The organism is uncultured Parolsenella sp. (genome assembly GCF_958346945.1).
Classification (GTDB): Bacteria; Actinomycetota; Coriobacteriia; order Coriobacteriales; family Atopobiaceae; genus Parolsenella.
In genome coordinates this window covers 1-24,259 of record NZ_CATVTL010000013.1, presented here as the reverse complement: position 1 = coordinate 24,259, position 24,259 = coordinate 1, and the positions used below count along the sequence as shown (strand labels likewise).

26 protein-coding genes and 1 pseudogene are annotated in these 24,259 nt (G+C 65.1%); 11 read left to right on the top strand and 16 right to left on the bottom strand.

Going from position 1 to position 24,259, the window contains the following annotated elements; translation table 11 throughout:
• Window positions 1-2 precede the first annotated feature (2 nt).
• The 4 genes from Q3866_RS06980 (at window position 3) to Q3866_RS06965 (ending at window position 3,515) form a co-directional block, all read left to right on the top strand.
• The gene (locus Q3866_RS06980; protein WP_301830656.1) at window positions 3-872 is read left to right on the top strand and encodes an aldo/keto reductase; all 870 of its coding nucleotides are present in this window, start codon (window positions 3-5) and stop codon (window positions 870-872) included.
• A 95-nt stretch (window positions 873-967) separates the two neighbouring features.
• Complete coding sequence (locus Q3866_RS06975) at window positions 968-1,714, top strand: carboxymuconolactone decarboxylase family protein (RefSeq protein WP_301830655.1); 747 nt, start codon at window positions 968-970, stop codon at window positions 1,712-1,714.
• A 61-nt stretch (window positions 1,715-1,775) separates the two neighbouring features.
• Complete coding sequence (locus Q3866_RS06970) at window positions 1,776-2,276, top strand: flavodoxin (RefSeq protein WP_301830654.1); 501 nt, start codon at window positions 1,776-1,778, stop codon at window positions 2,274-2,276.
• Between the two features lie 132 nt (window positions 2,277-2,408).
• Complete coding sequence (locus Q3866_RS06965) at window positions 2,409-3,515, top strand: DUF389 domain-containing protein (RefSeq protein ID WP_301830652.1); 1,107 nt, start codon at window positions 2,409-2,411, stop codon at window positions 3,513-3,515.
• A gap of 54 nt (window positions 3,516-3,569) precedes the next feature.
• Here Q3866_RS06965 and Q3866_RS06960 read toward each other — a convergent pair whose 3' ends face one another.
• The 5 genes from Q3866_RS06960 to Q3866_RS06940 form a co-directional block, all read right to left on the bottom strand.
• Window positions 3,570-4,454 carry a tRNA-dihydrouridine synthase gene (locus tag Q3866_RS06960; protein WP_301830651.1) on the bottom strand — a complete coding sequence of 295 codons (885 nt, stop codon included), beginning with the start codon at window positions 4,452-4,454 and terminating at the stop codon, window positions 3,570-3,572.
• Between the two features lie 67 nt (window positions 4,455-4,521).
• Window positions 4,522-5,163 (bottom strand): hypothetical protein, encoded by a 642-nt coding sequence (locus tag Q3866_RS06955; protein WP_301830650.1) that lies wholly within the window; start codon window positions 5,161-5,163, stop codon window positions 4,522-4,524.
• 154 nt (window positions 5,164-5,317) lie between these two features.
• Window positions 5,318-5,788 (bottom strand): hypothetical protein, encoded by a 471-nt coding sequence (locus Q3866_RS06950; protein WP_301830649.1) that lies wholly within the window; start codon window positions 5,786-5,788, stop codon window positions 5,318-5,320.
• Between the two features lie 157 nt (window positions 5,789-5,945).
• Window positions 5,946-7,394, bottom strand: coding sequence for a VirD4-like conjugal transfer protein, CD1115 family (locus Q3866_RS06945; RefSeq protein WP_301830648.1), 1,449 nt, complete (start codon window positions 7,392-7,394; stop codon window positions 5,946-5,948).
• Window positions 7,395-7,477: 83 nt separating this feature from the next.
• Entirely contained in the window at window positions 7,478-8,071 is a 594-nt protein-coding gene (locus Q3866_RS06940; protein ID WP_301830646.1) for a ClpP family protease, read from the bottom strand.
• Window positions 8,072-8,520: 449 nt separating this feature from the next.
• On the opposite strand from Q3866_RS06940, the gene Q3866_RS06935 reads away from it, so the two are divergent.
• Window positions 8,521-9,003, top strand: coding sequence for a pyridoxamine 5'-phosphate oxidase family protein (locus Q3866_RS06935; RefSeq protein WP_293826332.1), 483 nt, complete (start codon window positions 8,521-8,523; stop codon window positions 9,001-9,003).
• A gap of 274 nt (window positions 9,004-9,277) precedes the next feature.
• On the opposite strand, the gene Q3866_RS06930 is transcribed toward Q3866_RS06935, so the two are convergent.
• The 3 genes from Q3866_RS06930 to Q3866_RS06920 form a co-directional block, all read right to left on the bottom strand.
• The gene (locus Q3866_RS06930; protein ID WP_301830644.1) at window positions 9,278-10,213 is read right to left on the bottom strand and encodes a type I phosphomannose isomerase catalytic subunit; all 936 of its coding nucleotides are present in this window, start codon (window positions 10,211-10,213) and stop codon (window positions 9,278-9,280) included.
• Window positions 10,214-10,686: 473 nt separating this feature from the next.
• Window positions 10,687-11,427 (bottom strand): tRNA (N6-threonylcarbamoyladenosine(37)-N6)-methyltransferase TrmO, encoded by a 741-nt coding sequence (locus Q3866_RS06925; RefSeq protein WP_301830642.1) that lies wholly within the window; start codon window positions 11,425-11,427, stop codon window positions 10,687-10,689.
• A gap of 209 nt (window positions 11,428-11,636) precedes the next feature.
• Window positions 11,637-11,969 (bottom strand): helix-turn-helix domain-containing protein, encoded by a 333-nt coding sequence (locus Q3866_RS06920; RefSeq protein ID WP_301830641.1) that lies wholly within the window; start codon window positions 11,967-11,969, stop codon window positions 11,637-11,639.
• Between the two features lie 80 nt (window positions 11,970-12,049).
• Between Q3866_RS06920 and Q3866_RS06915 the strand changes: the two genes are divergently transcribed.
• Window positions 12,050-12,622, top strand: coding sequence for a nitroreductase family protein (locus Q3866_RS06915; RefSeq protein WP_367881383.1), 573 nt, complete (start codon window positions 12,050-12,052; stop codon window positions 12,620-12,622).
• Window positions 12,623-12,768: 146 nt separating this feature from the next.
• On the opposite strand, the gene Q3866_RS06910 is transcribed toward Q3866_RS06915, so the two are convergent.
• Window positions 12,769-12,984: a hypothetical protein gene (locus Q3866_RS06910; protein ID WP_301830639.1), complete on the bottom strand. Its 216-nt coding sequence runs from the start codon at window positions 12,982-12,984 to the stop codon at window positions 12,769-12,771.
• A gap of 149 nt (window positions 12,985-13,133) precedes the next feature.
• Here Q3866_RS06910 and Q3866_RS06905 point away from each other — a divergent pair, with 149 nt between their 5' ends.
• On the top strand, window positions 13,134-13,289 hold the full coding sequence (locus Q3866_RS06905) for a hypothetical protein (RefSeq protein ID WP_301830637.1): 156 nt from the start codon (window positions 13,134-13,136) through the stop codon (window positions 13,287-13,289).
• A 349-nt stretch (window positions 13,290-13,638) separates the two neighbouring features.
• Here Q3866_RS06905 and Q3866_RS06900 read toward each other — a convergent pair whose 3' ends face one another.
• From Q3866_RS06900 to Q3866_RS06885, 4 genes are all read right to left on the bottom strand, one after another.
• On the bottom strand, window positions 13,639-15,600 hold the full coding sequence (locus Q3866_RS06900) for a hypothetical protein (protein ID WP_301830635.1): 1,962 nt from the start codon (window positions 15,598-15,600) through the stop codon (window positions 13,639-13,641).
• Between the two features lie 423 nt (window positions 15,601-16,023).
• The gene (locus Q3866_RS06895) at window positions 16,024-18,522 is read right to left on the bottom strand and encodes an excinuclease ABC subunit UvrA (protein WP_301830633.1); all 2,499 of its coding nucleotides are present in this window, start codon (window positions 18,520-18,522) and stop codon (window positions 16,024-16,026) included.
• A 152-nt stretch (window positions 18,523-18,674) separates the two neighbouring features.
• The gene (locus Q3866_RS06890; protein ID WP_301830631.1) at window positions 18,675-18,830 is read right to left on the bottom strand and encodes a hypothetical protein; all 156 of its coding nucleotides are present in this window, start codon (window positions 18,828-18,830) and stop codon (window positions 18,675-18,677) included.
• 106 nt (window positions 18,831-18,936) lie between these two features.
• The gene (locus tag Q3866_RS06885; RefSeq protein ID WP_301830629.1) at window positions 18,937-19,182 is read right to left on the bottom strand and encodes a hypothetical protein; all 246 of its coding nucleotides are present in this window, start codon (window positions 19,180-19,182) and stop codon (window positions 18,937-18,939) included.
• Between Q3866_RS06885 and Q3866_RS06880 the strand changes: the two genes are divergently transcribed.
• The 4 genes from Q3866_RS06880 to sdaAA all read left to right on the top strand — a co-directional run bounded on the left by Q3866_RS06880 (window position 19,169) and on the right by sdaAA (window position 22,592).
• Entirely contained in the window at window positions 19,169-19,336 is a 168-nt protein-coding gene (locus Q3866_RS06880; protein ID WP_301830628.1) for a hypothetical protein, read from the top strand. The genes Q3866_RS06885 and Q3866_RS06880 overlap by 14 nt on opposite strands.
• Before the next feature lie 137 nt (window positions 19,337-19,473).
• Window positions 19,474-19,914: a hypothetical protein gene (locus Q3866_RS06875; protein ID WP_301830626.1), complete on the top strand. Its 441-nt coding sequence runs from the start codon at window positions 19,474-19,476 to the stop codon at window positions 19,912-19,914.
• A gap of 188 nt (window positions 19,915-20,102) precedes the next feature.
• Window positions 20,103-20,819: a methylated-DNA--[protein]-cysteine S-methyltransferase gene (locus Q3866_RS06870; protein WP_367881381.1), complete on the top strand. Its 717-nt coding sequence runs from the start codon at window positions 20,103-20,105 to the stop codon at window positions 20,817-20,819.
• 204 nt (window positions 20,820-21,023) lie between these two features.
• Window positions 21,024-22,592, top strand: a complete 1,569-nt coding sequence (sdaAA, locus tag Q3866_RS06865) for an L-serine ammonia-lyase, iron-sulfur-dependent, subunit alpha (RefSeq protein WP_301830621.1) — start codon at window positions 21,024-21,026, stop codon at window positions 22,590-22,592.
• 43 nt (window positions 22,593-22,635) lie between these two features.
• Here the strand turns inward: sdaAA and Q3866_RS06860 are convergent.
• From Q3866_RS06860 to Q3866_RS06850, 3 genes and pseudogenes are all read right to left on the bottom strand, one after another.
• A pseudogene (locus tag Q3866_RS06860) lies at window positions 22,636-22,788 on the bottom strand (ParA family protein); the annotation flags it as partial.
• Between the two features lie 204 nt (window positions 22,789-22,992).
• The gene (locus Q3866_RS06855) at window positions 22,993-23,364 is read right to left on the bottom strand and encodes a YraN family protein (RefSeq protein ID WP_075279297.1); all 372 of its coding nucleotides are present in this window, start codon (window positions 23,362-23,364) and stop codon (window positions 22,993-22,995) included.
• Between the two features lie 616 nt (window positions 23,365-23,980).
• On the bottom strand, window positions 23,981-24,259 hold a 279-nt coding region (locus tag Q3866_RS06850; protein ID WP_301830617.1), incomplete at its 5' end, for a DUF4368 domain-containing protein.

Sequence of the window (24,259 nt, the reverse complement as noted above, 5' to 3'; positions counted from 1 at the left end):
ACATGGGAATCCTTAACGAGACTTACCAACTCGCCAACGGCATCAGCATCCCCAGGCTTGGCCTGGGCACCTGGCTCATGGACGACGCCGAGGCCAAGGGCGCCGTCATCGACGCCGTGAAGTGCGGCTACCGCATGATCGACACCGCCCAGGCCTACGGCAACGAGACCGGTGTTGGCGAGGGCATCCGCGCTTGCGGTGTGCCCCGCGAGCAGCTGTTTGTTGCCTCGAAGGTGGCCGCGGAGCACAAGACCTACGAAGCCGCCAAGGCCTCGATCGACGAGACGCTCGAGAAGATGGGCCTCAGCTACCTCGACCAGATGATCATCCACAGCCCGCAGCCGTGGGCCGAGGTCAACCAGTCCGAGAACCGCTACGAGCAGGGCAACCTCGAGGCCTGGCGCGCGCTTGAGGAGGCCCGGGCCGCCGGCAAGGTCCGCGTCATCGGCGTCTCGAACTTCAACGAGCACGACCTTGCGAACATCATCGACAACGCAAGCGAAAAGCCGCAGGTCAACCAGGTGCTTGCCCACATCTCCAACACGCCGCTCGGGCTCATCTCCCATTGCAAGGAGCAGGGCATCCTCGTCGAGGCCTACTCCCCCATCGCCCACGGCATGGTGCTCAATAACCCGCAGGTCGCAGAGGTCGCCAAGCACTACGACGTGAGCCCCGCCCAGCTGTGCGTGCGCTACTGCCTGCAACTGGGCCTGCTGCCGCTGCCCAAGACGGCCAACGCCGCGCACATGACCAACGACGCCGACGTCGACTTCGAGATCTCAGAGCAGGACATGGAGGCGCTCAAGGCCGCGGAGCACATCAAGGACTACGGAGACTCGAGCTTCTTCCCCGTCTACGGCGGCAAGCTGTAGGACGACAACGCGGCCCGACTCCATAAGAGCCAAGCCGAGCAACGCACGCACGAAGCAACAGCGCGCGAAACGCGCAGCAAAGAAAGGAAACCACCATGGCAAACATCAAGCAGACCGCCGGCCACGACGCCCACGGAGACTGGGCACCCGAGTTCGCCCACCTCAACGACGACATCCTCTTTGGCGAGGTCTGGAACCGCGACGACAAGCTCTCGCTCAAGCTGCGCTCCGTCGTGACCATCAGCGCGCTCATCGGCAAGGGCATCGTCGACAGCTCGCTCAAGTACCACCTGATGAGCGCCCGCAAGAACGGCGTCACCAAGTCCGAGATGGCCGAAATCCTCACTCACATCGCCTTCTACGCCGGCTGGCCCAACGCCTGGGCCGCCTTCAACATGGCCAAGGAGGTCTACGCCGACGACGCGGCCGAGGCCGAGGGCCACGGCGGCTTCTTTGGCCTGGGCGAGCCCAACGACGCCTTTGCGCAGTACTTCATTGGCCAGAGCTACCTCAAGTCCCTCACCGGCCCCGACGCCTACCTGCCCATCCACAACGTGACGTTCGAGCCGGGCTGCCGCAACAACTGGCACGTCCACCACGCCACGGCCGGCGGCGGACAGGTCCTCATTTGCGTCGAGGGCGAGGGCTGGTACCAGGAGGAGGGCAAGCCCGCCCAGAGCCTCAAGCCCGGCGACGTCGTGGAGATTCCGGCCAACGTCAAGCACTGGCACGGCGCCAAGAAGGGCTGCTGGTTCAGCCACCTCGCCTTTGGCTTCCCGGGCGAGAACTGCTCCAACGAGTGGCTCGAGCCCGTCGACGACGAGCAGTACAACGCCCTGTAACGAACACGAGTGGGACAATGGCCCCGTAGGCTCCTTGTCCCACTTTGGACAAGGAGCATGCATGAGCAGCAAGAAGACGCTGGTTGTCTACTACAGCTGGTCGAATGGCAACACCGAGAGAATCGCCGAGCAGCTGGCCAACGTCTGCGACGCCGACCTCGAGCGCATCGAGACCATCGAGCCCTACCCCGACGACTACGACGAGACGGTCGAGCAGGGCCACCGCGAGGTCAACGAGGGCGTCATGCCAGCCATCGAGGGCCTCGAGCACGATCCGGCGGACTACGACGTCATCGCCGTGGGCACGCCCACCTGGTGGTACACGATGGCCCCGGCCGTGAAGACCTTCCTGGCCGAGAACGACCTTGCGGGCAAGACGGTCGTGGCCTTCCAAACCAACGGCGGCTGGCCCGGCTCGGTCATCGACGACATCGAGGGCGCCTGCGCAGGCGCCGCGTTTGGCCCGAGCATGGAGGTCCAGTTCGACTCCACCGGCGGAGACGAGCAAGTGACACCGCAGGCAGACGTCGACGCCTGGATCGAGCGTGTCAAGGCGCTCTAGGCCGCAAACAACAGAACGGGAACGCCAAGCAAGCGCAGGGCGGCAAGGGTCCAGTCCCCTTGCCGCCCTGCGTTATCGTTTCCCTGGCAAGGGTAGATTGTCCCAAAACCGCAAAGGCACTCGAGGCGACCCATGGATTCTGAGCAACAGGCGCAACACAATGAGACGCGGGGGCTCGCGCGCGAGCTTCTCGGCCACGCGCGCAGCTTCTTTAGGCGCACGTTCAACATTCGGGAGGGTCGCGCACCCTACGCCGTCATCCGCAAGCGTTTCGTGAACGGCGCCCGCCTCAACGGGACACACCTGTGCATCCTCATCGTGGCGATGCTCATCGCCTGCATCGGCCTCGACACGAACTCCGACATCGCCATCGTTGGCGCCATGCTCATCTGCCCGCTCATGGGGTCGGTGCTCGCCATGGCCTACGGCGTCGCCACGCTCGACCGCCGCCTCACGGCAGAGGCCGTCGCGGGACTCGTCGTGCAGATGGCGCTCTGCCTCGTGACCTCGACGATCTACTTCAGGCTCTCGCCCATCGCCTCGACCACGGCAGCCCTCGTCGACAACTCGACCCCCACGGTCTGGGACCTTTCCATCGCCCTGGCCGGAGGCTTCGCGGGCGGCCTGGGCAACTCGCGCAACCAGGAGCCCGCAACGCTCATCTCGGGCGTCGCCGTGGCCACGGCCCTCATGCCGCCGCTGTGCGCCGCGGGCTACGGCATCTCGATCTCGGACGCGTCGTTCTTCCTCGCCGCCCTCTACGAGTTTGGCATTAACGTGGTCTTCATCGCGCTCGCAGCCGAGGCGGTGCTGTTGGCGCTTCGCGTGCCGCTCCACCGCGACCTCAACGACGACGGCATCGTCGACCCCGAGGAGGCCTGGCTCACCGACAAGCTCTCGCGCAGGGTGCGCCGCTGCGTGGTTCTGGGAACCATCGTCTTCGCCATCCCCTGCGTGGCACTCACGGCAGGCTCGATTGGCTCTGCGAGCGAGGGCGTCGAGGACGGCTACGGCGTCACGGAGACGACGCGCGAGCTCCAGGCGATTCTCCCCGGCTTCGAGAACTATACGGTTGGCGTGGACGTCTCCTCTGGCAGCGGGGATGACGGGGCCGTCACGCGGCAGACCGTCGCCCGCGTAGCCACCGACGAGCCGCTCGACGCACACGAGCGAGAAACCGCCGAGAAGCTCATCCGCCTCAACGTTCCCCAGCTCGATCGCGTGGAGTTCACCCCGTAGCCTTGCGGCAGACCCTAGCGACGAGGGGCCGCGAGCATGGCCGCGCGCCACCGGCTAGCGGCGAGGGGACGCGAGCCCCTCGCACCGAAAGACCTTGCTCGCCACGGCCTCGTACTCGGCCGCCTTACGTGCCTTCCTCATGGCGCGCTCTATCGCGCGCGGATTGGCAAAGAGGCCCTTCGCGTAGCTCCACCACTCCTTCATCCGAAAGACGGCGTTGCCACCCATCTCGGCCTCATAGGCGCCATAGAGCTCGTCGTGGAAGCGCTCGAGCTCGGGCATCGAGGCGGCGGGGCCTCCCCCGATCATGCGCGCAAGGGCGGGATTGCCCACGAGGCCCCGGCCAAGCATCACGTGGCGCGTCTGCGGGAACGCCGCCACCAGGCTCGCGAAGTCGCCGGCCGAGAAGATGTCGCCGTTGTACGCCACGGGAAACGGCGCCCTCGCCAGCGCCTCGCCGTAGGCCTCCCTCCGCACGGCGCCCCGGTAGTAGTCCTCCCTCACGCGCGGGTGCACGATGAGCTCGGCCAGGGGAAGGCGGCAGTACAGCGCGAGGATCTCATCGAACTCGTCGTCCGAGGCAAAGCCGATCCTCGTCTTGACCGAGACGGGCAGCGGCGACCTCTCGCAGACGTCTTGGAGAAGCGCCTCGAGGGCGGGCAGGTCGCGCAGGAGCCCCGCCCCTCGGCCCTTGCCCGTCACCGTGCCCGACGGGTACCCCACGTTGAGGTTGACCTCCGCATAGCCCATCTCGGCAAGCAGCCCGGCCGCCCAGACGAACTCGTCGGCATCCTTGGTGAGCAGCTGCGGGACCACGTCGAGGTCGCGGTCGCCCTCCTGGCAGAGCTCCCTGGCATAGCGGCTCGCAAAGGGGTGTCCCACGCGCGGCGGAATGAGGAAGGGCGTGTAGTAGCGGTCGAGTCTCCCAGCAGCGGGCATGGACTGCGCGGAACACGTGCCCCGTCACGCCCTCCATGGGCGCCAGCGACAAGATCATGCCAACCCCCTACGCCCGGGCGTGGTCGAGGTAGCCGCGCACGCTGTAGTGATTCGCCCCGTCCGAGGCGGGGTTGCCCGAGCCGCCAACGACGCCCAGGTAGCCCTCGGGGATCTGCTGGCCCTTCTCGCCCACCACCACGGCGTACCAGTGGCCCCACTCGTGAGTGGGCTTGCGCAGCTGGCAGGCCAGGGTGAGCTTGGTCTCGCCCTCCACGCGAAAGAACGCGCCGCCGTCGCGCAGGGCGGCCAAGCGCTCGCCGTCGATCCAGAAGCACATGAACGGTGCCTCGAACGAGTCGGTGGGGGCGTCCGCCTCGCTGTTGTAGACGTAGCAGAAGAGCGCCCGGTCATGGCCGCGGGCCAGCAGATCGACCTCGCTCGCCTTGAGCTTGAAGTAGACGGTGGTGATGGCGCCGGGCTTGTCGCCCTCCTCGCGCACGTCGGTCACGGCGGTCTTCACCTGGAAGAAGAACGTCTCGGGTACCACCGAGGGGTTCTCGAGGCGGGCCTTGAGGTTGAGAGACACGACGTCGATGCCCATGTCTGCAGGCGGGCGCAGCGCGTCGAGGCCGTTGCGATACAGCGAGCTCATGAGCTGGTACTCGCCGGTGTAGCCGTTGTAGAGCAGGTCAAAGAAGTTCTGGGCCATGGGTCCTCCCTGGAGGTTCATCAATGGTTTAACAGTAGCGCACGGCAAGCAACAGGAGGGGCCGAAGCCCCATGACAGGGGGACGTGCTTTTTGTCATATGACAGAGGACCCGTCCCCTCTGTCATGCCCCGCCATGAGTTTGTCTTGCGCGCGCTATCGCTTCCAGTCCGAGAAGTAGGGGCCAAGGGTGCCGGCGGCGGTGCGGGCAAGGGCGCCCGCACGCTTGAGCACCTCGGCGCGCAGGTCGTCGTCGCGCAGCACCGTCTGGACGATAAGCGCCTTCGCGAGTTCGGCCTCGCTCGCGACCGCGTTGCTCTCCCACAGGTCGCAGATGGCGTTCGTGCTCTCGAGTGCCCACTTGTACTCGCGATTTGAGCTGGCGGCGAGCATGCCGCTGGGGTTGTGCCTCACCTCCCAGACAAAGGTTTGGGCGGGATTCTCGATCACGGCACGCCTGGCAAGGGCCTCGCTCCCAAGGGCCGCGGCGTCGTCCCATTCCTCGCCCGTGTGCAGGCGGTACTCGGTACGCGTGGGCAGCACGCGGGCGAGTTCTCCCGTAACGGCGAGCAGCTCGTCCTCGTGACCGCGCAGAAGCGGGAACTCCTCGAACCCCTTGCGCCGCAAGCACTCGAGCTCCTCGGCGTGGGAGGCATCGCGCGCCTCCCGCCCGCGCGACGCCCTCGCCCGCTCAAGGCGCTCGACAAGACCCGAGCGCCCCCCCGCGGCGGCCGCCCCGCGCCCGCGGCTCGCGTCCTCGAGCGCGGACGCCCTCCTCGCCCCCTTACGCAACGTCGGCGGCATGGACGGCCTCCCAGTTCTGCTCGAACGTCGCGCCGGGACCAAGGCAGCGGCCCTCAAGGTCGCAGTCGGGGCAGAAGCACACGTTGCCGCGAGAGTCAATGCAGTAGTCCACGGGATCGATCTCCTCCCAGCCGTCGAGCGCGCAATCGGACGGGTCAGCCCCCATCTCCTCACTCAGGAGGCATGCCTCGTAGCTCGGGTGGCTCTCGAGCACGTAGGCAGGCTCGCAGACGCCACGCTGGCCGCGCTCGAAGTACCACCAGCTGCCGGCCGGCGTCTCGAGCAGGCTCGAAGGGGTGCGGTTGGCGCGCAGCGAGAAGTAGCGAGCCGTGGCCTCGTCCTGGAAGCCAAGCACAAGCTGGCGGTCGCAGTTGCCAATGATCGAGTTGGCCTCGGCCTGGCCGTAGCAGGCCTCGAGCTGGCTCACCGTCTGGCAGATGACGGTGCAGCTGATCTCGCGGCTGCGCACCACGGACAGCACGCGGTCGAACCCCGGCAGCGTGAGGTTCGCGAAGTCGTCGAGCATGAAGCGCACGGGCACCGGGAGGCGGCCGCCCTCGCACTCCGTGTCGGCGAAGTCGCACAGGGTCGAGAAGGCCTGGCGCACAAAGAGGCTCGTGAGCGGCACCAGACTGTCGTCGAGGTCGTCCATCGTCACGAAGGCGGCGGTCTTGCTCACGCCCAGCTCGCGGAAGTTGAGCTGGCGGGGGTTGCGGAACGACGCGAGGGCGCTGTCGAACGTCAGCGGCAGGAGGTTTGCCGCGATGATGCCCATGATGCTCGCGTGCATCCTCTCGGCGCGCGCCGTGGCCTTGGCGCGGCGATAGAGCGACACGGCGTAGGACTCGGGGTCCTGGCGGCGCAAGTCGCGGAAGAGCTCGTCGGCATCGCCCGCGCAGGCGGCCTCGAAGACCTTGACGACCGAGGCCGTGTTCCACTCGTGGTCGGGCAGCGCCTCGAAGACGTAGGCGATGTAGCTCGCGAGGTAGTTGGCCGAGGCAACGCCCCAGAAGGGATCGTTGCCCATGCCGTCCTTGGAGCAGATGGCGCTCGCGATGGCGATGATGTCCTGCGCGAGCGGCTTGCCGTGGCTCCAGCGCACGTTGTTGAGCGGGTCGTAGCCGATGGTGCCCTCCATCGTGGTGAAGTCGATGGTCTCGACCTCGTAGCCCTGGCTACGCAGGTAGGGGCCCATCTCGGAGGCGAGGCGGCCCTTCGAGTCGAGCACGACGTAGGAGCCGCGCGCCTCGAGCAGGTTGGGCTTGAGGTGGTTGCGGGTCTTGCCGCCGCCCGAGCAGCCCAGGACGAGCACGTTGTTGTTGAGGCCCGTCTCCCACGAGTCGAGCGGGGAGGTGCGATTGGCGGTGAGGATGAGGTCTCCCGCGTGGGCGGAGCGGTCCTCGGAGGTGGTGGCGATGGTGTTGATCATGGTGGTTCTCGCAATCTGCGTGACGTGCACGCGTTGGTGTTTGTGCTGGTAGATGTGGTGCGCTGCGGTGGCCGGCGTAGCGCCTAGAGGGTCGTGACGGCGCGGTCGGCGAGGCCCGCCTCGACGGCGGCCGTGGCCTCGAAGTAGGTGTCGCGCGAGGTGAGCTCGAAGACCTGCTCCAGCGACATGCCGCTGTGGCGCGAGATGACCTCGGCCGTGATGTCACGGATGCGCATGAGGTCGTCGGCGCGGGCCTTGACCGAAAGCGCGCTGCCGCCGATGCCCCCACCGATGAGCGGGTCGTGAATCATGACGCGGCTGTGGGGCAGCATCTCGCGCTCATCGCCGGCGATGAACAGCAGCGCGCCCATACTCGCCGCCATTCCCAGGCAGACGGTACGGATGGGGCAGCTCACGGCCCGCATGGCGTCATAGAGGGCAAGGCCGCTCTGGACCTCACCGCCCGGGCTGTTGATGTAGAGCGTGATGAGCGCCTTGGCGTCCTGTCGCTGCAGGTAGATGAGGCCGCGAATGACGGCGGCGCAGGACTCGGCATCGACGGCACAGGTGAGCTCGAGCTCGCGGGAGGCGAGCATCTCGTCGCGGATGTCGAAGCGGGTGATGCCCTCGGCGGTCTCGCGCAGGACCTGCGGGACGTAGGTGATGGAGTTGCACATGGCGGTTCCTTTCGCAATTGGCGTGCATGGGTATGCGGCAGGGGCCAGCGACACCGCCATGGCCATCTTGCGGCACAGCGGTATGCGTCATCGGCTCTCGCCATCTATGCGGTTGGGTTCCCTTGAATTGTTTGGCGCCAACTCCAGATGCCGACTTGCACCGTCGGGGCGCGATCGCTCCCTCAACTCCATGCGCCGACGTGCGCCTTCGGGAGGGAGAACGTATGGTTGCACTCTAGCATGCCGCCCTGGATGGAGCAAGAGATTTTTGCACGCTATCGGACATTAATCGTAGATAGCGACAAGCGGCCTGTGGGAAGTATGACGGGGTATAAGCGGGGGTGCCCAACGCGGCATGCGGCACGCGCCAAGACGAGCGGCAGGGCATCCCGCTCCGCCGTGCGATGGCATAATGCCCCGTAGCCCACCCCGACAACCTGGAGGAGACCATGACGGAATTTCGACCGATGCGCAGGAAGAGCCGCGCCATCACCGACGACGAGGCCCGCGAACTGCTGCTTAACGAAAAGCGCGGGGTGCTTGCCGTAAACGGCGACGAAGGCTACCCCTTTGCGCTGCCGCTCGACTACCTCTACGAGCCGGGCGAGAACCGCATCTACTTCCACGGCGCCAAGCAGGGTCACAAGGTCGATGCGCTCGCCAAGAGCGACAAGGTCTGCTTCACCGTCTTTGGCGGCGACTTCCACAAGGAGGGCGAGTGGGCGCCCTACGTGCGCAGCACGGTTGTCTTTGGCCGCTGCCATCTCGAGAACGACCCCGAGCTCGCCGTCCAGAAGGTCCGCAAGCTCGCGCTTCGCTACTACCCCACCGCCGAGGAGGTCGAGGCAGAAATCGCAAGCGGTATCGCCGGCATGCAGCTCTACGTCATCGAGATCGAGCACCTCACGGGCAAGCAGATCAAGGAGAAGTAGGAAGTACAGGCTCCAACAGCAGTTTTTGCGTCAAGTCGGTAACCTCTTTGGCACCCGCTGAGTAGCACCGCTTTTGTTCCCGCAAAACCGCAGGTAGAGAGCGAGCGCATTCTTGCCTATTCGGCCAAACGATGGTTAGGTTACCTATTTGATGCACTTTTTTATAAGGGACAGCCACGGACACGCCCCAAGGTCCATCACGAGGCACGAATAAGGGCCCGGAGTCGCAAGCGGCGCGGCTCCGGGCCCTTATTCGTCAAACGATTTCAGCGGTCTAGTGCCTCATGCGGCTCGAGACGATGCGGCAAGCGCCCGTTACGGTGTAGCCGCCGGCGCTCGCGGGAACGAGGCACGACTCGGTGAAGCCCAGGTGCACGCTACCCTCGGCGGAGGACACCTCGCACTCGCCCGCAACACAGGTCAGCACGCGATAGCAGCCGTTCATCTCCTCAGTGAAGCTCTCCGGGATGTCGTGGATGTCGATGACGAACAGGTCGTCGTCGGCGGTGCCGCGCACGGTCTTGGCGGGAGCCGCGGCATCGAAGGCGCCCAGGTGAAGGGGCTCGGGCTGGGGACGCACGTCGAGCACGTCAAAGCCCTTCTCGACATGGAGCTCGCGGCCGCGGCCCCAGTCGCACAGGCGATAGGTCGTAAAGCCCAGCGTGCCAATCTCGACGGCGAAGATGCCCGCACCATAGGCGTGCAGCGTGCCAGAGGGCACGACGATGAAGTCGCCCTCGGTAACGGCGACGCGGCGGCCGTACTTGTCGCCAATGGTGTCGTCGGCGGCAGCGGCGCGCAGGGCCTCGACGTCGTCGGTGATCGAGCCCGCGATGAGCGTGGCACCCGGATCGGCCTCGAACACGTACCAGGCCTCGGCCTTCTCGTGATCGTCCTCGTGCTCCTGGGCATAGGCCTCGTTGGGGTGCACCTGCACCGAGACGGTCTCCTTGGAGTCGAGCAGCAGCGTCTGGGTCACGCCGTCATCGTCGGAGTCGCCGATGACCTCGGCATGGTGCGTGCGGATGAGCTCGTCGAGCGGGGTGCCGTCGTACTCGCCGCCCTTGACCGAGGTAACCATGCCGCGGTGAGCGGTGAGGTCAAAGCTCTCGCCGTAGAGGGTGTCGCCCTCAAGGCCACGAGCCTTGTTGATGCGGTCGCCCGACCAGATGGGTGCGATGTAGTTGGTGTTGAACAGAAGCGGGCCCATGCGATGCCTCCCGAGTTGGATTTGGCGGCCTTATCGGCCTTGGCATTAGTATAAGTCATTACATAGCAGCACGCTTACTAATGGCTTATCTAACATATGAGCGCACGAATAGAGCGGCAGGCGGAGGTACGCAGCACCAGAAGACAAGTTCGGGAAGCCGTAGCCCCAACGCCTCGCCTAACGGCGCCAGCTTGCAAAGCAAAAGCTCATTCGCTTGGCAGGCGGGCCGGACGTATTTCCAAACCCGCCCGTCATAGCCCAAGAACTTCTGCGCGAGAACCACGAGCGCTGCCATTGCCTCTCGTAAATTTGCCGGCCACCGCAACCAGTTCGACGCCCGCTCCAACTGAATCGAGCAGCTCATCAACGCCGCAGGGCAGCTCTGCCTGCTGTTGGCCCTGCTGCTCGCGCACTAGAACCCGCGGCCCGGCAGCAGCAAGCACCGGCGACACGATGCCGCCCCGATTGCGAGCCTAGCGCCCCAACCCGTCGTCAACGCCAATAACGTGCAGGTCGTCGCCATCGACGGTAAACGACACGTCAAGCCCCGCGTAGGCCAGGTGGTAGACGCGCTCGGGCTCGTGCTTGCTGCCCGCGCGCCGCGGGTCTTGGCGCAGCACCTCGATGAGTCCCTCGACCTTCTCGGCAGGAACGCGGGAGCGCGGGCCCTCCGGGAAGTCAACGGCCAGCTCGTGCCAGGGATTCTCGTCAATCCATCCGCCCGTGGCGTCTGGGTGGCAGTCCGCAAAGGGAATGTAGGGCTTGATGTCGTAGATGGGCGTGCGGTCGCGCAGGTCGGCGCCCAAGACGTGAATGACGGGGCCCGCGTCCGTGAGCTCGACATGGTCAAGCCTCACGCAGGTGAGGCCCAGGCCGTTGGGCCTGAAGGGGCTCCTCGTGGCAAAGACACCCACGCGCTCGCTGCCGCCCAGGCGCGGGGGCCGCACGGTCTTGGACCACTTGGCAGGCGCCGCAACGCGCTCGGCGGCGGAGGCGTCGGCCGCAGCGTCGGCAGCGGCACCACCCGACACGCCGTTCTCGAACTGCCAGATAAGCCACAGGTGCGAGAAGCACTCGAGCCCCGAGACGGCCGCCGCACTGGCGTACGCCGGCTCGAAGACGATGCGTCCCTGCAGGTGAGGGGCCAGAAAGCTGTTGCGCGGGATGCCAAACTTCTGTGGCAGGTCCGTGCGTATGTGGGCGATGGGTTCCATGGACACGATTGTAGCGTCCCCGGTCCAGAGCGAGAAAATGGCTCCGGAGAACCTACATCCGAGGCAGCATCGCGTCATGACACCAGAACAGTTCGACAAAGCGACAAGCCACTGGACCAGCAGGGAGGCCAACGCCAAGCGCATGCCCCAGCACCTCGGCAATCTGGCTGCGGCACGAGTTGTGCACGCAGACAAACACCACGCGCGGCCTACTCACCGCGCACCAGCTCCTGATAGTTGGTGCCCCACGTCACCATCGACTCGATGAGCGGCATGAGCGAGGCGCCTAGCTCGGTCAGCGAGTACTCCGTGCGGACCGGTGTCTCGGGGACGACCTCGCGGTTGATGAGCCCCGCGACCTCCATCTCCTTGAGGTTCGACGACAGCACCTTCTGGCTGATGCCCGAAATGGCGCGGCGCAGCTCGTTGAAGCCAAACGGCCTCACCTCGAGCTGCTGAATCACGCAGATCTTCCACTTGTTGCCAAACAGCTGAAAGCACGTTACCACCGGGCACGGCGGCAGCTCGTCCTTGGTAAGCATGGGTCTCCCTTCCTCACGCTGTAATATCCCACGGCGCGCCCAGGCTGAAACCTAGTCACCTTTAGGTAACTAGGTAATAGATTTGTGCGCTCTTTTGCGAGCCGCACGCCTCGTCCATCCTTATATCGTGCGAGAAGTGCCAAAGGAGATGCCGTCGTTGGCCCAAATGCCGCGAGTTCAGTGGCGTGCGCAACTACATTGCCCTCGTGGGCAAGAAGGGCCCCAGCCTCGACGAGGATTGCGGCTACTGGGGCGAAAAGCTCGTGCTTCTTGCTCAACAGCTGGGCCTCAACACCTGCTGGGTGGGCATGACGTTCAAGAGGGTCAAGGGTGCCTTTGAGGTGGCACTAGACGAGAAGCTCTGCATCGTGATCTCGCTGGGGTACGGCACCACGCAGGGCGTTGTGCACAAGGTCAAGGCCACCAGCGAGGTCTCGAACGTGACCGAGAGCTCCCCCGCGTGGTTCCGCCGCGGCGTCGAGGCCGCCCTGCTCGCCCCCACGGCCATGAACCAGCAGAAGTTCACCCTCACGCTTGCGGGCAACAAAGTGCAGGCTAAGGCCGCAACGGCATTCTTCTCCAAGGTCGACCTGGGCATCGTCAAGTACCACTTCGAGGTTGCCGCCGGCGCGGAGAACTTCACCTGGGCCTAGCGACGCAAGCGGAGGCGACAGCCACATGGCCACCGCCTCCGCCATCTTGGGACAATAGAACCCGGAGCTATTCTGTCCCACTTTATCTGCGGTTTTATCAAAGGCTGGGGCAATAGCCCGCGGGCTCATTGTTCCAGCCTTGCTGCTTAGTGCATGAAGACCATGAGCAGGGTGCCCGCCACGATGAGGAGCAGGCCGCCCGCCGAGCCAACCGCGAAGACCATGAGCCAGGCAAAGACGAGCACCACGATGGTGCGAATGGCGGTGGCAACCGTCGAGTCGGTCTTACGGATGCCACACTTGGCAAGGATGGCCGTGATGCCCGCGAAGAACGCGGAGCCGCACGCGAACGCAATCCACATGAAGGGCCCCTCGGATCAGGTTGGATGCCGGCAATCGCCTACCAGCATAGTCCCGCTGCAGGCGCGGAAATCCTAAACGATCCTTTACCGTGAGCTGCTACCGGTTGTTATAACCGCCTATGGTGCGCAAACACCCACGGGGAGGGCCCATGATCTTCTACTTCAGTGCAACAGGAAACTGCCGCTACGTGGCACAGCAGCTTGATGACGACATTCGCAGCATCCCTCAGGAGATGCGCCGCGGGGACGAGCTGTCCTACGCAGACGACGCATTGGCATTGTCTATCCCATCTACGGGCACATGATGCCCCACATGGTACGCGCGCTCATCCGCCGCGCGCATTCGCAGCGACATCGAGGCGCGCAGGCGCTGGACCGAGCCGGTAAGCGACGAGGACCGCGCCGCGCACGTGCAGTTCCTCAACCGCGGCGTCAAGTTTGAGCCCGAGGACCTGGGAGGCTTCCTCGCGATCGACGCCAACGCCTGCAAGGGCTGCAGCATCTGCACGCGCGCTGGCACAACGAGCACGCGACCCTGGCCCAGATCATGGCCGCCAACTCGGGCGAGTAGGACGCGCCGAACGCACACAAGAGAGGGGCGCCGCGAACGCGCCGCAGCACCCCTCTCGCACCATTTAAGTGCTGGTAGATAAGCTAGCGCTTGGAGGCGACGAAGCCACTTGCGAGAACGATGACGCCCGTGAGCGCAGCCGCGAGCGGAAGCGCGGCATTGAGGGCGTCGCCCGTTGCGGGAAGCTGGGACTTGGTGCCCTTCTTGTTGGCAGCCTGCTGGGGCTTCTTGTCTCCGCCATTGTCGTTGCCGCCGCCGTTGCCGGAGTTGTTGCCCGCAGGCTTCTGCTCGGGGAGCTTGGCAAGCACGGTGCTGGCCTGCTCAATCTCCTCCCGAGCCGCGGCATCGGCAAAGTACTTGCTGCAGCCACTGCAGACCCAATACTCGATGTTGCCCTCGGCCTCGGTCGTTGCGGCCTTGGCCTCGACGTGCTCGAGATGCGCGTGGTTGGTGGGGTCAGGGACGCCATACTCGGTCTGGCAGAGGTCGCAGAGCGGGCCCGCTGCGCAGGTAGCAAGCCCACCGGAGTGGTTGAGACAGGTGAGCGTGCCATTACCGACATTGAAGGTGCCCAGGACGTTCACAACTCCATCGTTTCTCAGGTCGAGGCCGTCACCCACGATGAGCGAGGCGCCCTCGGGAATGGTGAGGGAGGCGTTGCGGTCGATGAAATTGTTGACATTGGTCACCGCGTCGCCAATGACAGTACCCACGTTGTTGTTGAAGACCACGCTGTTGGTGATGGTACCGGTAACGCCCTCTCCGCTGGTGCTCTTGAGGTCGAGCCAAGAGAAATCGGCGGTGATGTCGCCCCAGGCCCTGATGGCCTCGTCACCGCTCTCGGCCCTAGCGATGATGGTGCTGTTCTTGATGTCGACATCGCCCTTGGAGAAGAGCGCAACGTCGTTGTTGGGAACCGCCTGAATGAGCGCGCCGTCAGCGGCGAGGTTGCCCTCGGCCCAAAGGGCGCAGCCGCCGCTCTCGAGGTTCACGAACGCACCAGCGCCGGCCTTGAAATCTCCCCTTGAATAGATGGCCTGCCAAGAGCCGGAAGCGTCGATGGTGCCACCGTTCTCAACGGTGACGGAGTCGGCAGCAACGCCGCTCGCGGCCTTGCTCTCGGCATCAATACGCGCCCCCTCGCCCGAGACGGTGAGGGCACCAACGTTGAGACCCGCGCCGTTGGCCCTGGCAACGACCTTAGCGTTGTCGAGAACGTCAACACCGCCATAGCTCACAATGGCGTCGCCGTTGTAATCAGGGTTGGTGCAGGGCCTGGCCTCGGCCTCGAGGTAGCTGTTGCCCTCGAGCCTCAGGTTTGCAGAGAACATCTCAAGGCCGGCCACATAGCTACCGGATGCCAAATTGGGATTGTCGTGCAGGCAATAGAGCTTGGCACCGTCCTTGAGCGTGAGGGAGCCGCCATTCTCCACCTGCAGCGGGGCATAGTCCTTCGTGGCGATGAACCTAACCTCGGCAGAGCCATCGATGACGCACGCGCCATTGAACTCGTTGCTGTTGGTGGGAACGTTCACGGTGACCTTCGCATCGGTGATGTGAAGCTTGGCGTCCGCGCCCCCGGAGGAACCAACGTACTGGGCATTCACTGAGCCGGCGCCAAAGATGGTGAGATCACGGGCAATGAGCTTGTTCACGGTATTTGAGCTGCCCGCGGCTGTCTCGACGCTCACGCGCGTGAAGTAGCCGCTGTTCTGGATGTTGATGCCATCCGAAAGCGTCGCGCCGTTCAGGCGAATGTTGAAGGCGTCGGTTGGCTTGGAAGAGTTGATGATGGTGACGGACTTGTTCGTGAGGCCCGTAAGCTCGTAGACCACGTCGGTCTTGGACAGAAGGATGCGCGCGTCCTCGATCTTGTAGCAGTAGTCGCTCGAGGTGCCTTCGCTGCCGTCCGCCTTGTAATAGCCGTTCGCCGTGTTGGCAACGTCAATCATCGCCACGGGCAGGCCGTCTGCAAGCGCCGGCGTTTGCAGGCACACGAGCACCGCGAATAGCATGGCGAACAATGCGGCCAATCTCTTACTCATGGTTGTCTCCCACTGGTTGGCTGCTACGTTTTGGCTACGTTTACCTGGTAGTTCTTATGCGTGTTCTTAAGGCAGCCTAAAGAGATGCCACCTCCCACCATGTTGCGACATTCGAGGGGGGGGTAGAAATGCCGTTTGGGAGCCAAAACGGCACCTGCGCTCATTTAGGCGGTAGGCGGCAGTCCGCAAATAAAAGTCACGTCAAGTCGGTAACCTCTGGCGAGAACGGCGAGCAGCTCCCCCGTTTCGCCATTCGTCACCCGGGCTTTTGCCGCCAGACAACAGCGTCTACTCGGCAAGGCCCAAGTAGGTTACCAATTTGACGATGTTTTTGGGGTCGCGGCCATCCGCACGCACCAATCGGCAAGCAGACACCCGCAGAGGGTCAACGCCGAAAGGCACACGTGCCGCCCATCGCCCCAGCTAGAGGTAGCGGCCGGTAACGCTCTCGGGGCACGCGGCGACCTGCGCGGGCGTGCCGCACGCAACGATGCGGCCACCGGCCTCGCCGCCACCCGGACCCATGTCGATCACGTAGTCCGCGTTGTTGATGAAATCGAGGTCGTGCTCGACCACCACAACCGTGGCCCCCTGCTCAACCAGGCGCTGGAACACCCGCAGCAGAGTCTCGACGTCGCGCGGATGAAGGCCAATCGTAGGCTCGTCGAACACGAACACGGCATCGTCCTGGCCGCGGCCCATCTCGCTTGCGAGCTTGAGACGCTGCGCCTCGCCGCCCGAAAGCGCAGGCGTTGCCTCGCCGAGCGTAAGGTAGCCAAGCCCCAGGTCGTGCAGGGTCTGCAGCTTTTCGCGAGCGCGTTTGAGGTCGACCACGTGCGGCAGGGCCTCGTCGACCGACAGGCTCATGAGTTGCGGCAACGATAGTGCCTCGCCCTTGGCCCGACTCTTCTCAATGCGCTTGATTGTGCCGGCGAGCGTGCCATAGCGCGTGCCCCGGCAATCGGGACAGGCTATGTCGACGTCGGGCAGAAACTGCACGTCGAGCGAGATCTGGCCCGTTCCGTCGCAGGTAGGGCACCTGAGGCTGCCCGTGTTGTACGAAAAGGCGCCCGGCTTGAGCCCAGCTTCGCGCGCCGCATCGGTGCGCGCATAGGCGCGGCGCAAGTCGTCGAGCACGCCGCTGTAGGTGGCGACGGTCGAGCGTACGTTAATGCCAATGGGCGTGGCGTCGATGAGGTTCGCGCGACTGATGCCCGCCGCCTCGAGCGCGGTAACGTGCGACGGCAGCGGCTCGCCCGCCGCAGTTGCCGTAAGCGCCGGGATGAGCGTCTCGAGCACGAGCGTGGTCTTGCCCGAGCCCGACACGCCCGTCACGGCCACGAGCCTGCCCTTGGGAATGTCAACGACGAACTGCCTCACGGTATGCAGCCCGCTCGACTCGAGATGAATGCGTCCCAGGTCAAACATGGCGTCGGCACTTGCCTGGGACCGCGCCACCACGCGGGAGTCGCCACGGAGGTACGGGCCGATGAGCGAGGCCGGATTGCCCGCGAGCTGCTCCACGCTTCCCTGCGCCACCACGGTGCCGCCGCCCGCCCCCGCAGCTGGTCCCATCTCGATGAGGTGGTCTGCCTGGGCCAGGAGGCGCGTGTCATGGTCGACCATCACCACCGAGTTGCCGTCGGCGATGAGGTCGCGCATGACGCCAAGCAGGCCGTCGATGTTTACCGGATGCAAGCCAATCGAGGGCTCGTCCATCACATAGAGCACGCCCGTGGTACGGTTGCGCACCGAGCGCGCGAGCTGCACGCGTTGGCGCTCGCCGGTCGAAAGCGTGGACCCCGCGCGGTCGAGCGAGAGGTAGCCCAGGCCCAGCTGTAGCAGCCGATGGGCCGTGCTCTCAAACGAATCGCAGATGGAGGCCGCCATGGGACGCATCTCCTCGGGAAGCGAGGCGGGCACGCCGGCCACCCAGGCCACCGCCTCGTCGAGCGTCATAGCCGTGGCCTGCGCCAAGTTGATGCCGCGCACGAGAGGCCCACGCGCCGCGGCCGACAGACGGGAGCCGCCACAGTCGGGGCACGGGCCCTCGGTGAGGTACTTGGCCACGCGCTTGAGGCCCTTCTCGTCCTTGGCCTTGGCAAGCGCGTTCTCCACGGTTCGCACCGCGTTGAAGTAGGTAAAGTCGAGCTCGGCGAAGTTGTCACCCTTCTTGGCCTTGTACAGGATGTGCTTCTTCTCGGCCGGGCCATCGAAGACGATGGCGCGCTCGGCATCCGTGAGCTCGCTAAACGGCACGTTGGTGCGCACGCCCATGGCTCCGCAGATCTGCTTCATGAGGTCCCACATGAGCGAGCCCCACACCACCACGGCTCCGTCGTCGATGCTCTTTGACTCGTCGGGCACGAGGGCCGCGCGGTTCACGGTGCGTGCGATGCCGGTTCCGCCGCAGGTGGGACAGGCGCCGCCGCTGTTGAAGGCAAGCTCCTCGGCGCCGGGACCATAGAACGTGCCGCCGCACTCGGGGCAGGTGATGGGCAGCTCGGCCGCAACGTTGAGGGTGGGAGGCACGTGGGCGCCGCAGTGTGGGCACATGTGGCTGCCCACGCGCGAGAAGAGCAGGCGCAGGCTGTTGAGCAGCTCGCTTGAGGTGCCAAACGTCGAACGAACCCCAGGTACAGCGGGGCGCTGGTGCAGGGCAAGCGCCGCCGGGACATAGCGCACGTCGTCGACCGACGCCTTGCCTGCCTGCGAGATGCGTCGGCGCGTATAGGTCGAGAGCGCCTCGAGATAGCGCCGCGAGCCCTCCGCATACAGCACGCCCAGCGCCAGTGAGCTCTTGCCCGAGCCCGAGACGCCCGCGATGCCCACGAGCTCGCCCAGCGGAACGTCGACGTCGACGTTCTTGAGGTTGTGCACGCGTGCCCCGCGCACCTCGATGTGATCGATCGCCTTGCCCACGCGGCTCTCCCCTCTCGCATTCCAAGCCGTTCGATTATGCACCCTCGCACACGGGCGCAGTGCACAAGGACGAGAGGTCCCTGGGACTTGCGACCCAACCGCCTCGCCGGCGAAGAGTTCACGCTCAACGACCGCGGCAAGTCCATCGTCAGCTACGCCGACCACGCCATCGCCATGGTCGATAAGGCCGAGAAGGGCAAGCGCGGGGGCATCGAGTACATGATGCCGTCCTTGAGGGCGCGCAGGGCCCTGGTATTTACAAAGCGCATGATCGCTGGCGCAAGCTTGTTGTTGAGGAAGTCTTTCATCTTTGCTCCTACGCGAAGGTGCGGGTTTCCATTGGGGCGGCGTCTGTTGCAGCAGACGTCACCCGTCTCGCATGTGGCGACACCTCCCCTACTTGGCGGCAAGCTGCTAGGCAAGCTTGAGGACGTTTGCGCCGTTGCACATGCCGTAGCCGACCATGGGAATCACGTCCATGGGAACGCCCACCGCCTCGCAGGCCGGGGCGACCTTAGTCTTGAGTCGGCCAACCTGCGGGCCCAGCAGGGCAACGTCGACGCGCTGGATGCGCTCCTCGAGCTCACTCGCGGGATAGGCACAGATGTCGAGCTCCACGCCCTGGCCTGCGGCGACATCCTTGAAGATGAAGCCCGCCATGGTCCTGTGCGGCATTCTCGCCGCGCTTGACACGCTTGGCGTCATTGGCAGAATCGTGGCAAACGGCTTCAGCACGTCGCTCATTGCCCAGGCCATCGTGAGCCGGCTCATCTTCTACGGCTCGCTCAAGGTCCACCAGAGCAGCAAGCAGTAGCTGCTATATGGCCTCTTTGCTAATCTGGCCCCGCGTTTCTCAATGCAGGGCCCTCATTTTGACAGCTGGGTGCCTATAATGTGCAGGCTCAACAGCGCTCGCCCAGACGCGCGGCCGCTCTCAACGGAGGATTTCCCATGAACGATTTGACCAAGTGGCAGAATTACCTCAGGGTCACGGCCATCTGCCTCGCCATTATCGACGCGATTTTCATCATCATTGGTGGCGTCGTTGCCTTTGGCAGCGTTGATCCCGAGTTTGCCTACGGCCTGTTCGACGTGACGCCCGAGATGTTCGGCGGCCTCGACGCACAGGCATCGATGTCCCTGCTCGGCGGCATCCTTATTGTTGGCTACGCCTTCAACCTCGTGGTTGCGCTGTTCTCCTACCTCGGCGCCAAGGACCCGAGCAAGATCATGCCCGGCATTGTGCTCTCGGGCATCTTCTCCGCGGCCTGCCTCGTGAACCTCGCAAACGCGGCCATGTCCGGCAACCCCATGGGCACCGCCTTTGGCCAGGCACTGCTTGCCTTGTACGACTTCTACGCCTGCTGCCGTGTGCGCAAGCTGAGCAAGTAGTCGCAACGACGCCTGTTCGCAACAAGCCACAGCACCTCTCGCTCGTAACTCACGAGACGCCACGCCCCGTACACCATGCGCGGTGCGCGGCGTCTTTCTTTGCGACATGAGGCCCGATGCTTCTCCAAGCGCCATCAGTTCGAACCATCGGTTTTACACGTTTCAGCGCTCCATAACGTGCAAAATCGATGGCTCCGCTCCACCGCCAGTTCGAGCCATCGGTTTTACACGCCCCGGGGCCCACAAACGCGCCAGACCAATGGCACGTTTCCGCAGACGTGCGCAATCGATGGCTCGATTCGATAAACATGTATAACCAATGGCAAGAACAGTGCGAGAAGAGCCAGCGTGCGAGAAGGGCCACAGATGATCTATCGCACCGAATACGCGTCGACGCTCGTGGGGCCACTTCTGCTCGCAAGCGATGGCGGCGCGCTGCTGGGCTGCTGGTTCAAGCATGGTCGCTACGTTGGCCATGGCATCGGCGAACCCATGCACGATGCCCCCGACCTCGAAATATTTGCCCAGACCGCCAGCTGGTTCGACCACTACTTTGCAGGCGACCGCCCCAACCCGCACGAGCTGCCGCTCGCCCCGCGCCCACGCCGTTCCAGGCGCGCGTGCGCGAGGCCATGCTCGCCATCCCCTATGGCTCCACGGCAACCTATGGCAACATCGCCGCAGCTATTGAGCACAAGACGGGCGCCCGCCAAAGTGCCCGCGCCGTCGGCGGAGCCGTTGGCCACAACCCACTCTGTATCATCGTCCCCTGCCACCGCGTCATGGGCCCCCACGACAACCTCACAGGCTTTGGCGGCGGCATCGATGCCAAGGTGGCCCTGCTCGCACATGAGGGCGCTCTGCGAGACTCGTTCACCAGGCCGACGCACGGCACGGCGCTGTAGCCAACCGTTCACGCGATTCGACGCCAGCCCATCAGCCGCTCGCTTGGCACAGCTCGACCGCTGGCATCCCAGCCGGCACGACGGCTCAACCGCCGCCTGCCCGCTCCGCGCCCCGCCCGCCGCCCATCCGGGGCCACAATTGATACAGTCATAGAGGCCGCGTCGCCCGGCGCGGTCCCATCGTTTATCGAGCTGGAGGGTCACATGTCCCAGATGTCCGCCTTCGAGGTCCTTGGCCCCATCATGATTGGCCCCTCGAGCTCGCACACCGCCGGCGCCCTGAGGTGCGCGCAGACGGCGCTGGCCCTATGCACCAGCGCGCCCGCCTCGGTCACCTTCACCCTGTGGAACAGCTTTGCCCACACCTATCGCGGCCATGGCACCGACCGCGCACTTCTCGGCGGAATGCTGGGCTTCGACACCGACGACGAGCGCATTCGTGACTCGTTCCAAATCGCCAAGGAACGCGGCCTTGCCTACCGCTTCGACATCGCCGGCGACGACAGCGCCCTGCACCCCAACACCGTCGACATCGCAATCACCGAGGACACGGGCCACACGCTCGAGGTTCGCGGCGAGAGCCTGGGCGGCGGGCGCGTGCGCCTCTCGCGCATCAACGGCGTCACAGTCGACATTCTGGGCGAGTACGAGACGGTCTTCGTCTCGCACCGCGACGTGCCCGGCGCACTCGCGAGCATCATTGCCTGCGTGGCAGACGACGGCGTGAACATCGCCTTCATGAAGACCTACCGCTCCGAGCGCGGCGGCATGGCCTACACCGTGCTCGAGATGGACGATGCGCCGGCAGACGCGGTGCTCGAGAAGCTCGCGCGGCTGACGCCCGTTACCTCGGCGCGCCGCATCCACATTCCCGGGGCCACGCGTCCGGGCGGGCAGGAGAGCTCTCCCTACCTGTTTGCCAGCGGCGAGCAGCTACTGGACCTGTGCGAGAAGCACTGCGCAAGCATCGGCGGCATCATGCACAGCCGCGAGAAGTCGCTCTTCCCCACCGATTACGACAAGAACATGGCCCGCGTGCTCGAGGTGATGCGCGAGTCGTCGACTCGTGCCATCGAGTGTCCGCGCCCCTCGCTGGGCGGCTTCATTGGCGGAGAGGCGCAGAGGCTAGCCCAGGCGTCGGATTCGGCCGTGGCTGAGCTCGTGGGCGCGCCACTCACGCAGGCTATCACACGCGCAATGGCGGTGCTCGAGCAAAACGCCACCATGGGCGTCATCGTCGCGGCTCCCACAGCGGGGTCGTCGGGCGTGGTCCCGGGCTGCGTTATCGCCGCGAGCAAGGCGCTCGGACTCGATGACGACGCAGCTCAGGAGGCCCTTTGGTGCGCGGCGGCCGTAGGCATGCTGCTCTCGACCAACGCGAGCGTGGCCGGCGCCGAGGGCGGCTGCCAGGCCGAGGTGGGCTCCGCCGCCGCCATGGCAGCCGCGGCGCTTGTGCAGCTGCTGGGCGGCTCGCCCAAGCAGGCGCTCAACGCCGCGTCAATTGCGTTGGGCAACCTGCTGGGCCTTGTGTGCGACCCCATTGGCGGGCTTGTCGAGGCTCCGTGCCAAAATCGCAATGCCATTGGCGTGGCCTGCGCATTCACGGCGGCCCAGCTCTCCATGGCCGGCATCGCGGCTTCGGTTCCCTTTGATGAGGCAGCCGAGGCCATGCTGCGCGTGGGCCGCATGCTGCCGCTTGAGCTGCGCGAAACGGCCCTTGGCGGCCTTGCCACCTGCCCCAGCGCATGCACCAAGTGCGGTGGCTGCGCATAGAGAGCAACTCGACCGAGGTGCGCCGCCCGGGGGCGGCCTTGCCGTAGAGTCCGAAGAAGCCGGCACCGGACGCCTGCGGGTCGAGGTCGACGAGCAGGGTCCGAAGGCCCCGGGCGGCGAAGATGGCCGCCAGGTTCACGGCGGTCGTCGTCTTGCCGACGCCGCCCTTGTAGTTGGAAATGGCTATCGTGCGCATGGGTCGCGTCCTCTCTAGCGTGGGGCGCGCCTCGCCGCATCCGGTCCGGCGCGCCCCGAGTCTCGGAGCGTCGGGACAAAATCGTACGGATTTGTCCGACAAGCGGAGTGTACCACGAAAACGTACGGATATGTACGCTTTCGTGGTACAGGGGCCGAGTTTCGGGGAAACCCGGCCCCGGGAGCCCGGGGCCGGGCGCGCCGCCTAGGAGAGCGGCTCCATCTCGCCGAAGCAGTTGACGTGGTGGCGCAGGAGCGCGCGGTTCTCCTTGACGACCATCATCGCCACCTCGTCGAAGCGGACCGGGGTGTCGGCGTAGTCGTCGCCGTTGCCGGCGAGCCACGTCGCCGCCAGCGCCTCGCGCAGCCCGCGCGCCCTGTGGGCCTCGGGGAAGCCGTCCGTCCCGATCCGGGCCGTGGCGTCGACGAACACCAGGGTCCCGTCCTCGTCCACCGCCACGAGGTCGATCCCGCCGATACCCTCGGGCCCCTGCCAGGCCTCGTCGACGATCTCGTAGCCCTTGCGCTCGAGGAAGGCCTTGACCGCGCCCATCGCCTTTTCCTTCATGTCGTTCATGTCTTGCTCCTTAGACTCTGAGGCCCGCCCCTGTGGCGTGCCTTGCGTCGCGTGAGTCGCATGCAGCGCGGGCGTGCCGGCAAGGGAGGAAGCGAAGTCGGACGTGGTTGTAGAAATCTCCCGACGTCAGTTTTTCGCGTTGTTCGCGCGCGCAGCGCATGGGGCGAAGAACCCGAAAAAGTGTCGCGGCCCTTGCGGGCCGCCTGCCGGCGTGCGACCCTGCGCGTCCAAGGAGCGCCGGGGCGGGTTTCGGGTCGGAGGGGCGGAGGCGTGCGGCATGGAACCGGCCATGGGCGCCGAGACCCTCCGGGCATGGGATGCGGCCCGTCGGCGGTTGCCGGGGCGCTCGCGAGGGTTACGTCGGGACGTCGCGTGGAAGACGGAGGCGCGTTTCCGAGTCGCGGCGCCGCTACCCTAATCGGGACGGCCTCTCCCGTGCCGCTTGCGGCCGATGTGCGCACGAGATCGCTGGCGGTGAGGCTTTTCGTTGCGCGGAACGGCTACGGTGCTGCGCGACACGTCCGTTTGCTTATGTGTGATAAAGAAGCAATAGAAGTGCAAAAAATTTTGCCGTTCCTATCCGACACTTGGCCATTGTGTCGGATAGGTCGGGCGGTTATTCGGGCAAGTCAATCTTGCCGACAAAGCTGTAATAAATCTCAATGTCCTGCCTGCGGGTGCCGTTCTCATCATAGCTGCACTCATGCACCACAATTTTCTCGATCATTTCCCGCAAGAGAGTGGGGGTCAGTTCTTCAAAGGCAAGGTGCTTGCGGACAATGCCCATAAATTTCTCGGCGTTGACGGTAGGTATCTTTACATTACCTTCTGAAACATATGGCGCACCTTGTCCAGGCGGCTGTTTGGACGGCGGGGCTGGATGACTGGCTTGCCG

Bases quoted from the DNA above. Each gene is read 5' to 3' on its own strand.
- Q3866_RS06980 (WP_301830656.1), top strand. From the start codon at position 3: ATGGGAATCCTTAACGAGACTTACCAACTCGCCAACGGCATCAGCATC.
- Q3866_RS06975 (WP_301830655.1), top strand. From the start codon at position 968: ATGGCAAACATCAAGCAGACCGCCGGCCACGACGCCCACGGAGACTGG.
- Q3866_RS06970 (WP_301830654.1), top strand. From the start codon at position 1,776: ATGAGCAGCAAGAAGACGCTGGTTGTCTACTACAGCTGGTCGAATGGC.
- Q3866_RS06965 (WP_301830652.1), top strand. From the start codon at position 2,409: ATGGATTCTGAGCAACAGGCGCAACACAATGAGACGCGGGGGCTCGCG.
- Q3866_RS06960 (WP_301830651.1), bottom strand. From the start codon at position 4,454: ATGCCCGCTGCTGGGAGACTCGACCGCTACTACACGCCCTTCCTCATT.
- Q3866_RS06955 (WP_301830650.1), bottom strand. From the start codon at position 5,163: ATGGCCCAGAACTTCTTTGACCTGCTCTACAACGGCTACACCGGCGAG.
- Q3866_RS06945 (WP_301830648.1), bottom strand. From the start codon at position 7,394: ATGATCAACACCATCGCCACCACCTCCGAGGACCGCTCCGCCCACGCG.
- Q3866_RS06940 (WP_301830646.1), bottom strand. From the start codon at position 8,071: ATGTGCAACTCCATCACCTACGTCCCGCAGGTCCTGCGCGAGACCGCC.
- Q3866_RS06935 (WP_293826332.1), top strand. From the start codon at position 8,521: ATGACGGAATTTCGACCGATGCGCAGGAAGAGCCGCGCCATCACCGAC.
- Q3866_RS06930 (WP_301830644.1), bottom strand. From the start codon at position 10,213: ATGGGCCCGCTTCTGTTCAACACCAACTACATCGCACCCATCTGGTCG.
- Q3866_RS06925 (WP_301830642.1), bottom strand. From the start codon at position 11,427: ATGGAACCCATCGCCCACATACGCACGGACCTGCCACAGAAGTTTGGC.
- Q3866_RS06920 (WP_301830641.1), bottom strand. From the start codon at position 11,969: ATGCTTACCAAGGACGAGCTGCCGCCGTGCCCGGTGGTAACGTGCTTT.
- Q3866_RS06910 (WP_301830639.1), bottom strand. From the start codon at position 12,984: ATGTGGATTGCGTTCGCGTGCGGCTCCGCGTTCTTCGCGGGCATCACG.
- Q3866_RS06905 (WP_301830637.1), top strand. From the start codon at position 13,134: ATGATCTTCTACTTCAGTGCAACAGGAAACTGCCGCTACGTGGCACAG.
- Q3866_RS06900 (WP_301830635.1), bottom strand. From the start codon at position 15,600: ATGAGTAAGAGATTGGCCGCATTGTTCGCCATGCTATTCGCGGTGCTC.
- Q3866_RS06890 (WP_301830631.1), bottom strand. From the start codon at position 18,830: ATGAAAGACTTCCTCAACAACAAGCTTGCGCCAGCGATCATGCGCTTT.
- Q3866_RS06880 (WP_301830628.1), top strand. From the start codon at position 19,169: ATGAAGCCCGCCATGGTCCTGTGCGGCATTCTCGCCGCGCTTGACACG.
- Q3866_RS06885 (WP_301830629.1), bottom strand. From the start codon at position 19,182: ATGGCGGGCTTCATCTTCAAGGATGTCGCCGCAGGCCAGGGCGTGGAG.
- Q3866_RS06875 (WP_301830626.1), top strand. From the start codon at position 19,474: ATGAACGATTTGACCAAGTGGCAGAATTACCTCAGGGTCACGGCCATC.
- Q3866_RS06870 (WP_367881381.1), top strand. From the start codon at position 20,103: ATGGCTCCGCTCCACCGCCAGTTCGAGCCATCGGTTTTACACGCCCCG.
- sdaAA (WP_301830621.1), top strand. From the start codon at position 21,024: ATGTCCCAGATGTCCGCCTTCGAGGTCCTTGGCCCCATCATGATTGGC.
- Q3866_RS06855 (WP_075279297.1), bottom strand. From the start codon at position 23,364: ATGAACGACATGAAGGAAAAGGCGATGGGCGCGGTCAAGGCCTTCCTC.